Genomic DNA, 12262 nt, shown 5'->3' with positions numbered 1-12262 from the left:
GCTACGCCTTTTGTGATATTTTCATCGTAAGTCCTGATCTTACTTTCAGAAACTGGACAAACACCTCTGGATCACGAGGTGAAATTCGTATTGTTTTACGCTTGCTGTACTTGATTTGAACTTGTTGAATCGAAAGTGCGGGGGCAATGAAAGGCATTTTGACGAAGCGAATACTGTGAATTTCTTTTACATTTATTTTTTTCTTAAAAGGACCATAATAAATGGTTAACGTTTGGTCTGTGAGATAATACCCTGTGCGAAACCAAATCGAAAGTATGAAAGCTGCAAAAAACGCTAAAGCAGCTAGTCGAATGAAATAATGATCTTGAATAAACGGAACCACAAACACACCCCAACCCATCACAAAGATTCCATCTATTAAAACAGCGATACCCACTCCCCAAATTAAGCATGACATCCACCAATCTTTTTTGGATGGAAAGTACATGGCGTGTCCTCTCCCTTCATTTTTGACACTTTGAGAAAACAACTTCCTTATTTTTAGTCCTTCCAAATGAATAAACACCCAAAAATGATGTAGAAAATAAAGTAATGCTCCTTTTTGTTTCAATTATAGAAACTTTAGTTCTTTTTTTGATTTACTCATCAAAACCAATTAGGATAAACAACGTACGAAAGAGAGGTGAGCTTCTTGGAACAGTATGAAGTAGCTACGTTAAAAAAAGGGCTATTAATAATAGACGCTTTACAGCAGAAAGATATGACTTTAACAGATGTCATCCATACTTTTTCATTCAACAAATCAACGGCATTTCGATTGCTTTATACGCTTGAAATAATGGGCTATGTAAAGAAAGTTGGTCATGCATACACCTTAACAGGAAAAGTCGGCATGTCTTCAACTACCTATAGCCCAAAAGAAAATTGGCTATCCGTCCCCCCTTTATATGAATTAAGCAACGAAATTGGTGAAACTGCTTATGTTGGGATTTTATATGGGACAAACGTAGTCACAGCGCAAGTCGTTGATGGACGTCACTCGATAAGAACACATTCAGAAGTTGGGGATTACGCTCCCGTTCATTTAAGTGCTCTGGGTAAAGTTATTTTAGCTTTCTTAAATGAAAAGCAGCTGGACAGCGTCTTAAAAGAACTCCCCCTTCTTCAGAAAACCGAGAATACGTTTGCTGACCTTCATTTACTGAAGCAGCATTTAAAAGTAATCAAAGAACAAGGTTACGCTGTTGATGATGAAGAAACTGAAATTGGCTTACGCTGTATAGCAGCACCTGTCATTGTTAAAGACAAAGTCCTTGCAGCTATCGCTATTTCAGGGCCAAGTTGGCGCTTACATCGCAAAATGGATAAAGCATTGAGTAAAAAAGTCATTGAATGTAGTTCCAGGATTTCAGCTTTGCTTTCATAATACAACAAAGAAGGAGTCAAAAATGACACAAAAAGTATACCTCGCACTCATTTCATTAGCTATTAGCGCATTTGCCATTGGTACAACAGAATTTGTAATTGTAGGGTTGCTTCAAACAGTGGCCAATGATTTATCAATTTCATTAACAAAAGCAGGAACGCTCATTTCGGGCTATGCCATTGCAATTGCTGTTGGAACTCCTCTCGTTACAGCTTTAACAGGAAAGCTACCAAAGAAAGGACTTTTACTCATATTGATGGCAATATTTACGGCTGGAAATGCTATTTCTGCCGTTTCCTCAAGCTATGAGCTACTCATGCTTTCACGGGTTGTTACAGCTGTTTCACACGGTGTGTTTTTTGCTATAGCGGCTACGGTTGCCGCTGACATCGTACCTGAAAACAAAAAAGGAACAGCTATTTCTATTATGTTTACAGGTTTAACTGTGGCCACGATTGCTGGTGTTCCTCTAGGAACGTCCATCGGACAACATTTTGGCTGGAGAGCTAGCTTTGCAGCTGTTTCTTTACTCGGTGTCATAGGCTTAATTGCCAACGCTTTAATCATAGACAAAGTAAAGAAACAAAAACATGCACCGACAGTGAAAGATGTTAAAAATCTAATTAAAAATCCTCGAATTTTATTAGCGCTTCTTATGACTGCTTTAGGATTTGGAGGTACTTTTGCTCTTTTCACATATCTTACACCAATCCTTGAACACATTAGCGGCTACTCTTCAAGCTCGATTTCACTGCTGCTTTTAATTTACGGTGTTGCTGTAGCAATTGGAAATATTACTGGTGGTAAATTAGCTAATAATCACCCTGTTAAATCACTACGCATCGTTTTCTTATTACAAGGAATTGTACTGCTGCTGCAAATGATTTTATTGCCAAGCAAACTTCTAAGCATTATATCTATTATTCTCTTAGGATTATTTGCATTTATGATGTCAGCTGGTGTACAAGCCTATATGGTAGCATTAGCTGAAAAGCTTGTGCCTTCCGCAAAAGATATTGCCTCTGCTTTAAATATATCTGCATTTAATATAGGCATTGCTTCTGGGTCCACACTAGGCGGATTCGCAGTTGATTACTTAACTTATTTAGATACTGCTTGGATTGGAGCCATTATGGTCGCTCTTGCGTTTTTACTATCTATTCTTAACTATCGATTGGATAAAAAACAAAATTTATTTTAGAGGAGATTTACACCATGAAACTTGAACAATTAGAAGAACTAGAAAATGAACTACAATTTCAATCATTTACAAATGAAGATGCGCTTCAGTTAGGAATGACGCTTGTTCAGTATGCAAAAGAACATAAGAAAGGAATTGCCGTTCATATTGAACGAAACCGCGTTCCTCTTTTTACCCACTTGATGGACGGCACGTCCGAAGAAAACGTATTTTGGCTTCAACGTAAAAAACGCGTAGTAGACCATTATAACAGAAGTTCGCACTATATCTCAGCTCGCTTTGAAGAAAATGGAACAACCCACGACGAAAGCTCACTGCTTTCTCCAGCCGATTACCAAGCAATCGGTGGTTCGTTTCCAATTCGAATTCAAGGGGCGGGCGTAATTGGAAGTGTTACTGTAGCTGGGTTAACGCCACAGTTAGACCATGACTACGTAGTTGAAGGCATTAAACGTTATTTAACCAGCAAGGAGATAATTTAATGGTAACAGAGCAAGCAACCCTTATTATAAAACAAGACCTTGTCTCTGAATTTGTTGTAGCTATCGGTGAAGCTTTCCCTTTGTTAATTAACAACGCTGGTTATTTGTCTCATCAACTTATGCAAAGCATTGAGTTTCCCAATCATTTTTTACTTATTGTACAGTGGGCTACGCTTGAAGATCATGTAAACGGATTTGTCGGAAGTTCACAATTCTCCAAATGGGAACAGCGAATTAAGCATTTTTTCAGTGAGGAACCAACTGTTCTTCACTACTACATGATTCAGTAGAAAAAAGGCGTACTATGCTTACTTTAGCTAGTACGCCTTTTTTTCATATTTTCCCGTTCTTTTCAAACTGTTCATCCAAAGCAAATCCTGGCTCCTCAGTGGATAGAAATTGAAACCACCTTTTTCGAAACTGAATTTGTGCCATATCTGCCTGCACGTGTGCTTCCATTTTTAATGCTTCTGGTATTGGTCGAGGATGCTGACTTTCTACAACGTCTTGATCTTCTTTTAGCACCTTTAAATTGTAGTAACGCATAAAAAAGTCAATAAATGGAGCTCTTTTCAAAAAACTTCTACCGCCGTACCCCAAAATCAACGTCTCTTCTTCATCTAAGGGTGTAAATGTTAAATACTGAAAGAAGCTTTGCTTTTCTTTATCCTTGGATTTCAATATCCATTGATGAGGAAACATGTACTCTAAATACGCTCCTCCCCCAGAAAAAGAAAAGAAATCGAGGTTTCCTTCCACTTTGTAGTCCGGCACTACGCTCGGCATATTTTTCCCAATCGTTTTCTTATGAACATACGTCAAGTGAGCGATATCTAAAATGGACTCCACTGTTCGTGTGAAATGTGCTTTCCACAAGGATTGAAAAGGAACAAGCTTATAGCCGTCTTGATTGATTTCTTCAAAAATAGTAAGCTCTTTTACCTCTTTTTCTGTCTTTGTATGATCAGGAAAAATCCATACAAGTCCTGCTTTTTCCTGAACAGGATATGAGCGTGCATGAGCGAATTTCGGCACGGTTTGATCTGGTTGAGATGGAATACAAGCACATGTTCCATCTCCTTCAAACTGCCAGCCATGATACGGACACGTCAGCTTTCCATTTACAACAGAACCAAGAGATAAATCAGCTCCCCTGTGTGGGCAATAAGGGTGAACAGCCGAGATATGACCTTTTTCATTTCGGAATAATACTACGTCTTTTCCAACAATTTTTCTCTTAACAGGCTTTTCCGATACATCGCTTGAGTAACAAATTGCGTACCATTCATAAGGAAAAACTCGATCAATATTCTGTTTCATCTTTATTCTCCTCCTTTGAAGTTACACTTACTTATCAAATGATAAGTAAAGGGTAAAGAAGAAAGCATGAACGATTTATTCACGCTTTCTTGTTATCTCTGAAAGTAGTTGAAATGCCAAACATTATAAATTCCGAAAGAAACTGTGCTTTTTCTTTTACTTCTGCTTCGCTCTCTAGTTTCTCCATCTCGGACTGACTAACCAAGCTCATTAATAAATAAGCATATTGTTTTACTGATGTATTGGCCGGCACATGAACACTTCCTTCATCAGAAGCTGTTTGTAGTAAAGCAGAGATAGGAGCCAAACAAGCCTCTTCCCACCACTGTCGAAGTACTTTTTGATTCTCATCAGCTATTTCATGTTTTATATCATGAAAGAGTTGGTTTAAATTATACGGATACGTTTTTAATAAATAATAAATTATATGCTCTAAGCATTCCTGCAAATCTCTTTTGCTGTTAATAATACTTAATAAGCTCTGCTTCATTTGTTCTAAATTAATCCTCAGCATTTCTAAATAAATAGTTTGCTTATTTGAAAAATGATGATAAAGAGCGGGCTGTGTAATCTTACACACCTCTGCAATTTTGCGTGTTGATACAGCACGATACCCATACTCCATAAATAGTGAACGCGCAGTTTCCATAATGAGCTTGCGCGTCTTTTCGCCATCTTCTTTTTTTAAAGTCTTTGGCTGTTTTGACATATCATTCACCCTTATATATATTCGAGCTTATCAACTGATAAGTTACTATATTTTTTTATTCTTGTCGATTTTGAATGTGCTCGTTTTTATTCCTATTCTATCCCTTAAAATTTGCTGATGCAAAAACAAGCTATAAAGCTTATAGTTCAAATGTGCACAAAAAAAGTAGACCTTCTGTTAAAAGGTCTACTACATCCAAGCATACATTCCCGTCACTAACAAAATGACAACAACAATTGCAGGCAGCAAATTCGCCACCTTGACTTTGATAATGCCAATTAAATTTAAGCCAATTGCTAGAATCATAATACCACCGGTTGCCGTCATTTCGATAATAAGCTGATCCATCAGTGCATCTGGAACTATTCGATCAATCTGTGCAGCAAAAACAGCTATTAATCCCTGATATAAAACAACAGCTATGGCTGAGAAAATAACGCCAATCCCAAGCGTTGTACTTAGTAACAGAGAGATAAATCCGTCCATCACGGCTTTTGTATACAATACGTCATGATTGCCGCGAATGCCACTATCAAGAGCACCGATAATGGCCATTGCTCCAACAACGAAGATTAATGTTGCTGTTACAAAGCCTTCAGCAACACTGCCTTGACCACTTCCGACCTTGCTTTCGATCCATGAGCCAATTGAGGAAAGCTTCTCTTCTAGCTTCAACGCTTCACCCGCTACTGTACCGATAACAAGGCTTAAAATCACGAGCAAAAACTGTTCGCTTTTCATACCCATCTGAATTCCCAAAACCGCAATTGCTAATCCGATTGCCTGCATAACGGTGGTTTTCATGCTTTCGGGAATGTTTCGACATAAGCTTCCTAAAAGCGTTCCGACAACAATGCCTAACCCATTTGCAAGCGTTCCTAATAAAACCATCTCTATACCTCTTTCATGCTGTATGTACATTCAACATCATACTACAAATTATTACATTTCGAAATGTTTTTATTATTTTCACAATACTTTAAGAAGAATCTTTCCTTCGTAGTTCCGGCTTTCAACTAATCGATGAGCGCCGGCTGCGTTTTTTAAATCAAATACCTGTTGAATAGAAAGATTAACTTCTCTTTTAGCAAAAAGGTCAATCACTTTTGCAGCAGCAGGAGCTAGCCTCTCTGGAGCATGCTTTCTAGTCGTTCCTAAACTAAAACCTTTTACGCTACGACAACTGCTGTGAACATCACTTGTTTTAAAGCTTCCTGCTTTTCCACTGCTGTTTCCAAACTGAACGAGTGTACCATAAAGCGCTAAACATGCTAAACTTCTTTCCGTAACGTCTCCTGCCATCGAGTCAAAAATAACATCTGCTCCTTGGTCTTTTGTCTGCTTGAAAACTTCTTCAGAAAATGTATCGTATGTAAAAACAGCATCTGCTCCAAGCGATTCAACGTATTCTTTTTTATCTAGGCTTCCCACCGTTCCCATCACGTTCTCAACCCCAGCTTGCTTGGCTAGCTTGTACAAGCATGGAACCCACTCCTCCTCCAGCGCTATGAATTACCACTGTATCCGAAGCCTTCACTCGTCCAATTTCATGAATTAGCATATATGATAAGATAGCTACTGTTGGCATTGCTGCTGCCTGTTCAAACGAGAGCTCGTCAGGAATTTTAAAACCAAGGGCTTCGCTTGCAATAGCGTACTGAGCGTATGAACCACTTTTTGGAAAAGCAATAACTCGATCCCCTGGTGAAAATACTGAACTTTCAGAGGCTTCTTCTACCATACCGGCTGCGTCTAAACCAAGTGTAAAGGGAAACTCTGCTTCCCCCTTGCCACCAACTCGTGTTTTAAGGTCTGCATAGTTTATGCTTGCATATGCGACTTTAATAAGAACTTCTCCTTCTTGTCTGCTCGGTCTTGGGATTTGCTCGCATTTTAAAACGTCTGCACTTCCAAACTCATGTTGAATAACTGCCTGCATCATGACTTCTTTTGACATCTATAATCCCCTACTTTACTTATTTTCTGCTAGTTTTAGGTTCAGCACTTCTTCTTCGTTTTTATAGATAATTTTCATTTTAAATACATCTTCTTTATATGTTCGATCATTAAGCGTACCGACTAAAAAAGACACGGTATTATCTTTATCGTCCAATTTATTCACCATGGCTTTTACATTTCCTGTTACCGTATCACCTTCACCCGTTTGAAGCTCAACCGTTATGTATTTCAATTGTTCTGGCGTTATCTTAATCGATTTTGGCCCTAGCCTTACCCAATTTGTCTTGCGCTCTTGATAAAGCTTGTGGTCATATATGTATTCAGCACTCCACTCTTTTCCTTTATCAGAGAAAACAGCTTGTCCTTCCACTGCTGTTTTCCCACCAAAAGAACAGCCTACTATACATATAAAAACAAAAGCTACGAGTAGTACTTTCTTCATTTATAATCCCCTTTATATCATCTTACTTCTCTATTTTTCTCATAAGAATAAACCCTTTATAGCCAATAAAGGGTAACTTTCCCAGTCACGTAAAGCAGGCGTAAATATCGGCTTATTCAAATAATGGAAAATTTACACACCTCATTATAATCAGATTTTTCAATAGTTTCAATAAGACAAAGTAAAATTATTGATATATTTTCAAATTATTGTAAAGTTAATCTATCACTAGAAAAATAGAAAACAGTATAAGGGTCTTCATTGATTAATGAAAATGAGTTTGAGACATAGAAAAACAGCTGCTTCTAAAAGATGAAAAACAGTTCTTCCTATTTCTTTCGTTTATTTGAACCCGTTCGTTCCATCACGCTACGCTCCATTCTAAACTATTTTTTCCTAATCAACAAAAAGCCTGAACGATTAAAAGTTGTGAACTTTTAATTGTTCAGGCATAGTAGGGATTGAACTACTTATGTATCAATACCTTTACAACACTCCACTACTTAGAGTGCTTCACTTTATCAACATGTAAGTAATAACCGATTCCAGCTCCGATAAGGCCGCTGGCAGCACATATTCTCATTAAAACCATAAATACGTCAATAAGTTCCATGTATGACGTTTCGATGAACCCTTCTCCTGAGTCCAATACTTCTTTATAAGGTACGAAAAATACGCCTATACAAAAGCCTAAAACAAGGCCATATATAAACCCTTTTTCTACAAACTTTGCCAACTGAATCTCCTCACTTCACTCTTCCCATTATAAACACATCATGATATTCACCTGCATAGAAGTGCGCTTTTTTTAGTTGTCCCTCTACTTGAAACCCTTTTTTCTTATAAAGCTTCATGGCTTTTTCATTTGATACATTCACCTCTAGTTCTATGCGAATGAGACCTAAATAGTTATCTGCAATATCTAAAAGTGAATCTATAAGAGCACCACCAATACCTTTTCCGTGGTACTTCTCATGAATCGAGATACCCAGTACAGCAATATGACGCTGTTTTCCTGGTTTAATATGAAGGCCAGCTATCCCAACGAGTTTATCTTCAACTGTAGCTACCATTAGATGCGCATCTTGACTTATGCTTTCCATAAAATCTTTTGAACTTTTCACACGCTCTGAAGGTATCGCTAACGTATGGCGTGCAACTGATGGCTGAATTCTAATTTCATGAACAGCTTCTGCGTCACTTGGATGTACCGGTCTAATTTTAATATCAATCATTTCACACTCTCCCCTTCACGATATGAGTAGTCCGATTTCTTTTTCACTTTCATCATCGTCAACCCCATGCCTCCAAAGATGAGGACAATGCCAACGCTTTGTAGAATATCTGGTCTAAACCCTGTTAACAGCGTATCTAATAAAATAGCTACCGCAGGATCTAGAAACACGAGAACTGAAATGACGTTTGATGATAAAAATCGTAAACTATCAAAAAACAGTAAATAGACGATACCAGTATGTACGATGCCTGTTATAGCTACAACCATCCAGTTAATCGCAGATAGTTCAAAAAAAGAATGAAAGGTAACGAGTGGCATCAGCATAAAAATTCCAACCAGAGTTTGTAAAAACGTCGTCGCATAGGGACTTAGCTCTCTAATCCCTTTACCTGCTAGGGTAGTGAATGCGTAAAAGAGCGCAGCTAAGAGTCCCCAAACCACCCCTGAAGAAAGTAAATCGTTCATTGATGTACCAGCACTAACCCCTGAAATCAAAAGAGTACCGATAAAACAAATCGCCAGTGACACAACTGATATAGGGGTTAGCTTTTCTTTATATAGGATAGCTCCTAAAAATAAAACAAACACCGGTGCCAAATGATAGATTGAAATAGCGACCGTAACGGACGTTTGTTCAAATGCTTTAAATAAAAACACCCAGTTTAATACAAGAAAAACGCCGCAGATCAACGTCTGGATAACATCTCTTTTACTCCACTTTTCTTCTTTATACTTTCCAGTTAACATCCAGCAAGCGCTTAAAAATAGAGTCGCACACACACACCTAACAAAAACAAGCTCCACTGACTGTAGATTAGAGCGCTCTGAAAAGAAGCCGATTGAACCAAAAATAACCATGGATACAATCATCTTTAGCTTAGCAGATGAAGAGTTGAGAGATGCTTGATTGTGATTCATTCCTTGCACCTCCTATAAAATTGAATCTATTTTACCATAAATATCCTAAACAGAACTGGTAAATCTAAAAAAAGGATTTATTTTCTACATAGGGTTGCCGATTGTTTTTAAGCATGCTACAATTTTCACTAATAAACACGAGAGGAATGATGGATGAACAATGGATAACTAACCTAATTTTTTACGTTTGAAATTTCATAATTTCAAGTCTTAAAAACTTAGGATTAGTCTGCCCATTTTTTAACCATCCCTACAAGCTCTCTGCTTATAGGCTTCTTTATGCGGGACAATAATGCGGACTCGACTAATCCTTCCAATAAAATTGGGAGGATTTTTTTATTCTCCCTGTACCAAAGGGATGATTCGATGTTAGAACTACTACAATTAAAAGAATTGAAGCTTGAATTAAATGACTACACGCTGTTTAAAGATGTAAATGTAAGTATTCAGCAAGGTGACACTATCGGTATTATTGGTAAAAACGGTGCCGGCAAATCTACTTTGCTTCGCGTACTGACTGGAGATATAAATCCGACAGGCGGAAAAATTCAGCACTTTCAGCCCAACATTTCCATTTCTATGGTTGAACAAGAAGCTCGTTCTTACTCATTTGAAGACGTGTCGGCATCAGAAGAAACGCTTTTAAGGAAATGGAACGTGCCAACCGGCAACTTTCAGCGGCTGAGCGGTGGTGAAAAGCTGAAAGCCCGCCTTGCAAGAGGTTTAGCGAACTATTCGGATCTTTTATTGTTAGATGAACCAACAAACCATCTAGATGCTGACAGCACGGCTCTTTTAATCAAAGAAATAAAGAAATACCGAGGAACGATCCTTTTGGTTTCCCATGACCGCTATTTTTTAGATCAGGTCGCAACAAAAATCTGGTCTATTGAGAATCAAAAAGTTATTGCACACAGCGGAAACTACAGCGACTATATGAAACACCGTGAACAAGTTCGTCTCACCCAACAGCGAGAATACGAAAAGCAGCAAAAAATGAAAGAGCGCATCAACAATCAAATGAATCAGCTTACCGCTTGGTCACAGTCAGGTCATGCACAATCAACAAAAGAAGAAGGTTTTAAAGAATATCACCGCGTCAAAGCCAAGCGTTTAGATTCACAGGTGAAGTCAAAACAAAAGCGTCTTGAAAAAGAGCTGGAAAAGTTTAAAACAGAAGCTCCCGCTGAGGAGTATCAGGTACAATTTTCATTTACTTCAACTCATAAGCACGGCAAGCGCTTTTTGGAAGTAAAAGACCTGGAAAAATCATTTATAGACCGTGCCTTATTTAAAGAAGCAAACTTCACGATTCAGCACGGTGAGAAAGTAGCGATTATAGGTCCTAACGGCAGCGGGAAAACGACGCTTTTACAAATGATAATGAAAAACGAAGCGCCGACCAAAGGCGAACTATGGATTTCCCCTTCCGCTCAAATTGGGTACTTAACGCAAGAAGTATTTGACCTTCCGCTTGACCAAACGCCAAAAGAGCTTTTTCATCGAGAAACATTTGAAGCTCGAGGGCATGTTCAAAACTTAATGAAGCATTTAGGCTTTGTCGCGTCACAGTGGAACGAGCCAATTGCGAACATGAGCATGGGTGAACGCGTAAAGTGTAAACTGATGAAGTACATTCTAGAAGAAAAAGACGTTCTGATTTTAGATGAACCCACCAATCACCTTGACTTACCTTCTCGAGAACAGCTTGAAAAAACGCTAGAACAGTATAGCGGAACATTGCTGATCGTTTCCCATGACCGCTACTTCGTTGAAAAGGTTACTACTGTACAGCTAATTATTGAAAATGAACGCATGAACAAGCAGCTACAAACATCAGGCGATAAGCCAAGCAACATCGATGATAAAGAAAAGCTTCGCTTAACACTTGAAACCGAGCGTCAGGAAGTGCTTGGGAAGCTAAGTTTTCTCACACCGAATCATAAGGATTATACAGAATTGGATTTGAAGTTTGTGGAACTAACGAAGAGAATTAAAGGGTTACAATAAGCATTCACTACTAGATAAAAGCATGTGCAAAAACTCTTCATTATGGCAAAAAGCCTTACTTTTTAGTAAGGCTTTTCTTTTACAGAAAATACACAAGCCCTGCAGCGCTTAACGCCACAATTCCTACCAAACCAAACACCATAGATACTTTTGTTTTAACATTACGGTGTTCAGCCGTTTCAGAGTGAAAGTTCGCTCTTTGCTGCTCTCCATTTACCCAAGCTCCAATCGAAATTCCAGAAATGATGATAGAGATTATACCAATTACTAGAAATAACTTCACCATACAGGATCCTCCTTATATAAACAATTCTATAATTCCTACCAATATACCAATCACAGCTCCTGAACATAGCCCCCACCATAAAAATAAACTGATTGGGTTTCCTAGATTCATTGCCTCGTGCCAAGATGCTTTGGTACGGTTATGTAGCTGATATCGTTTCAGTTGAATAAATTGATATATGTTGAAAGCCACAGACATAACAAGTAACACAACTAGTCCAGCTAAAAGCTGATTATTCATGTTCAACATATCCATTTTTAGTATTTATTTACATATACGTATTTTAGGTTTGAAAAGTTTCACCACTATCC

At 38.2% G+C, this 12262-nt stretch carries 17 protein-coding genes; 5 read left to right on the top strand and 12 right to left on the bottom strand.

Annotated features, from left to right (window positions below; all coding sequences use genetic code 11):
• Nucleotide 1: 1 nt before the first annotated feature.
• A complete protein-coding gene (locus V2145_RS08240) occupies nt 2–448 on the bottom strand; it encodes a PH domain-containing protein (RefSeq protein WP_131887745.1) in 447 nt (148 codons plus the stop codon).
• A 204-nt stretch (nt 449–652) separates the two neighbouring features.
• Between V2145_RS08240 and V2145_RS08235 the strand changes: the two genes are divergently transcribed.
• Genes V2145_RS08235 through V2145_RS08220 form a run of 4 tightly spaced genes read left to right on the top strand, consistent with a single transcriptional unit; the run spans nt 653 to nt 3360 of the window.
• Nucleotides 653–1387: an IclR family transcriptional regulator gene (locus tag V2145_RS08235; RefSeq protein WP_330987537.1), complete on the top strand. Its 735-nt coding sequence runs from the start codon at nt 653–655 to the stop codon at nt 1385–1387.
• Between the two features lie 22 nt (nt 1388–1409).
• Complete coding sequence (locus V2145_RS08230; protein WP_131887747.1) at nt 1410–2588, top strand: MFS transporter; 1179 nt, start codon at nt 1410–1412, stop codon at nt 2586–2588.
• A 14-nt stretch (nt 2589–2602) separates the two neighbouring features.
• A complete protein-coding gene (locus V2145_RS08225) occupies nt 2603–3070 on the top strand; it encodes a heme-degrading domain-containing protein (RefSeq protein WP_131887748.1) in 468 nt (155 codons plus the stop codon).
• A complete protein-coding gene (locus V2145_RS08220) occupies nt 3070–3360 on the top strand; it encodes an antibiotic biosynthesis monooxygenase family protein (RefSeq protein WP_210607964.1) in 291 nt (96 codons plus the stop codon). Before V2145_RS08225 ends, V2145_RS08220 begins: the two co-directional genes overlap by 1 nt.
• Nucleotides 3361–3403: 43 nt before the next feature.
• Here the strand turns inward: V2145_RS08220 and V2145_RS08215 are convergent, their stop codons facing one another.
• From V2145_RS08215 to V2145_RS08175, 9 genes are all read right to left on the bottom strand, one after another.
• Nucleotides 3404–4390, bottom strand: a complete 987-nt coding sequence (locus V2145_RS08215) for an aromatic ring-hydroxylating oxygenase subunit alpha (protein WP_131887750.1) — start codon at nt 4388–4390, stop codon at nt 3404–3406.
• Between the two features lie 79 nt (nt 4391–4469).
• The gene (locus tag V2145_RS08210; protein ID WP_330987536.1) at nt 4470–5099 is read right to left on the bottom strand and encodes a TetR/AcrR family transcriptional regulator; all 630 of its coding nucleotides are present in this window, start codon (nt 5097–5099) and stop codon (nt 4470–4472) included.
• A 189-nt stretch (nt 5100–5288) separates the two neighbouring features.
• Entirely contained in the window at nt 5289–5990 is a 702-nt protein-coding gene (locus V2145_RS08205) for a DUF554 domain-containing protein (RefSeq protein WP_330987535.1), read from the bottom strand.
• A 78-nt stretch (nt 5991–6068) separates the two neighbouring features.
• Complete coding sequence (locus V2145_RS08200) at nt 6069–6578, bottom strand: quinone oxidoreductase family protein (protein ID WP_330987534.1); 510 nt, start codon at nt 6576–6578, stop codon at nt 6069–6071.
• A complete protein-coding gene (locus V2145_RS08195; protein WP_330987533.1) occupies nt 6547–7056 on the bottom strand; it encodes a quinone oxidoreductase family protein in 510 nt (169 codons plus the stop codon). Before V2145_RS08195 ends, V2145_RS08200 begins: the two co-directional genes overlap by 32 nt.
• A 15-nt stretch (nt 7057–7071) precedes the next feature.
• Nucleotides 7072–7500, bottom strand: a complete 429-nt coding sequence (locus V2145_RS08190; protein WP_330987532.1) for a hypothetical protein — start codon at nt 7498–7500, stop codon at nt 7072–7074.
• Nucleotides 7501–7999: 499 nt separating this feature from the next.
• Nucleotides 8000–8236, bottom strand: a complete 237-nt coding sequence (locus V2145_RS08185; RefSeq protein WP_094910210.1) for a hypothetical protein — start codon at nt 8234–8236, stop codon at nt 8000–8002.
• 10 nt (nt 8237–8246) lie between these two features.
• On the bottom strand, nt 8247–8735 hold the full coding sequence (locus V2145_RS08180; protein ID WP_094910211.1) for a GNAT family N-acetyltransferase: 489 nt from the start codon (nt 8733–8735) through the stop codon (nt 8247–8249).
• Nucleotides 8732–9655 carry a DMT family transporter gene (locus V2145_RS08175; protein WP_330987531.1) on the bottom strand — a complete coding sequence of 308 codons (924 nt, stop codon included), beginning with the start codon at nt 9653–9655 and terminating at the stop codon, nt 8732–8734. The genes V2145_RS08180 and V2145_RS08175 overlap by 4 nt, the downstream gene beginning before the upstream one ends.
• Before the next feature lie 366 nt (nt 9656–10021).
• On the opposite strand from V2145_RS08175, the gene abc-f reads away from it, so the two are divergent.
• A complete protein-coding gene (gene abc-f / locus V2145_RS08170; RefSeq protein WP_210607956.1) occupies nt 10022–11665 on the top strand; it encodes a ribosomal protection-like ABC-F family protein in 1644 nt (547 codons plus the stop codon).
• 79 nt (nt 11666–11744) lie between these two features.
• On the opposite strand, the gene V2145_RS08165 is transcribed toward abc-f, so the two are convergent.
• Together V2145_RS08165 and V2145_RS08160 are read right to left on the bottom strand one after the other, a co-directional pair.
• Nucleotides 11745–11951: a DUF5316 family protein gene (locus V2145_RS08165; protein WP_210607955.1), complete on the bottom strand. Its 207-nt coding sequence runs from the start codon at nt 11949–11951 to the stop codon at nt 11745–11747.
• Nucleotides 11952–11963: 12 nt separating this feature from the next.
• Nucleotides 11964–12191: a hypothetical protein gene (locus V2145_RS08160; RefSeq protein ID WP_330987530.1), complete on the bottom strand. Its 228-nt coding sequence runs from the start codon at nt 12189–12191 to the stop codon at nt 11964–11966.
• Between the last annotated feature and the right edge of the window lie 71 nt (nt 12192–12262).

Source organism: Priestia sp. GS2, from assembly GCF_036409025.1.
Classification (GTDB): domain Bacteria; phylum Bacillota; class Bacilli; order Bacillales; family Bacillaceae_H; genus Priestia; species Priestia aryabhattai_A.
This window is presented reverse-complemented; position numbering and strand designations above follow the sequence as displayed.

Excerpts from the sequence above, each read along its gene's own strand:
- V2145_RS08240 (WP_131887745.1), bottom strand. The coding sequence starts at position 448 with ATGTACTTTCCATCCAAAAAAGATTGGTGGATGTCATGCTTAATTTGG.
- V2145_RS08230 (WP_131887747.1), top strand. The coding sequence starts at position 1,410 with ATGACACAAAAAGTATACCTCGCACTCATTTCATTAGCTATTAGCGCA.
- V2145_RS08225 (WP_131887748.1), top strand. The coding sequence starts at position 2,603 with ATGAAACTTGAACAATTAGAAGAACTAGAAAATGAACTACAATTTCAA.
- V2145_RS08220 (WP_210607964.1), top strand. The coding sequence starts at position 3,070 with ATGGTAACAGAGCAAGCAACCCTTATTATAAAACAAGACCTTGTCTCT.
- V2145_RS08215 (WP_131887750.1), bottom strand. The coding sequence starts at position 4,390 with ATGAAACAGAATATTGATCGAGTTTTTCCTTATGAATGGTACGCAATT.
- V2145_RS08210 (WP_330987536.1), bottom strand. The coding sequence starts at position 5,099 with ATGTCAAAACAGCCAAAGACTTTAAAAAAAGAAGATGGCGAAAAGACG.
- V2145_RS08205 (WP_330987535.1), bottom strand. The coding sequence starts at position 5,990 with ATGGTTTTATTAGGAACGCTTGCAAATGGGTTAGGCATTGTTGTCGGA.
- V2145_RS08195 (WP_330987533.1), bottom strand. The coding sequence starts at position 7,056 with ATGTCAAAAGAAGTCATGATGCAGGCAGTTATTCAACATGAGTTTGGA.
- V2145_RS08190 (WP_330987532.1), bottom strand. The coding sequence starts at position 7,500 with ATGAAGAAAGTACTACTCGTAGCTTTTGTTTTTATATGTATAGTAGGC.
- V2145_RS08180 (WP_094910211.1), bottom strand. The coding sequence starts at position 8,735 with ATGATTGATATTAAAATTAGACCGGTACATCCAAGTGACGCAGAAGCT.
- V2145_RS08175 (WP_330987531.1), bottom strand. The coding sequence starts at position 9,655 with ATGAATCACAATCAAGCATCTCTCAACTCTTCATCTGCTAAGCTAAAG.
- abc-f (WP_210607956.1), top strand. The coding sequence starts at position 10,022 with ATGTTAGAACTACTACAATTAAAAGAATTGAAGCTTGAATTAAATGAC.
- V2145_RS08165 (WP_210607955.1), bottom strand. The coding sequence starts at position 11,951 with ATGGTGAAGTTATTTCTAGTAATTGGTATAATCTCTATCATCATTTCT.
- V2145_RS08160 (WP_330987530.1), bottom strand. The coding sequence starts at position 12,191 with ATGAATAATCAGCTTTTAGCTGGACTAGTTGTGTTACTTGTTATGTCT.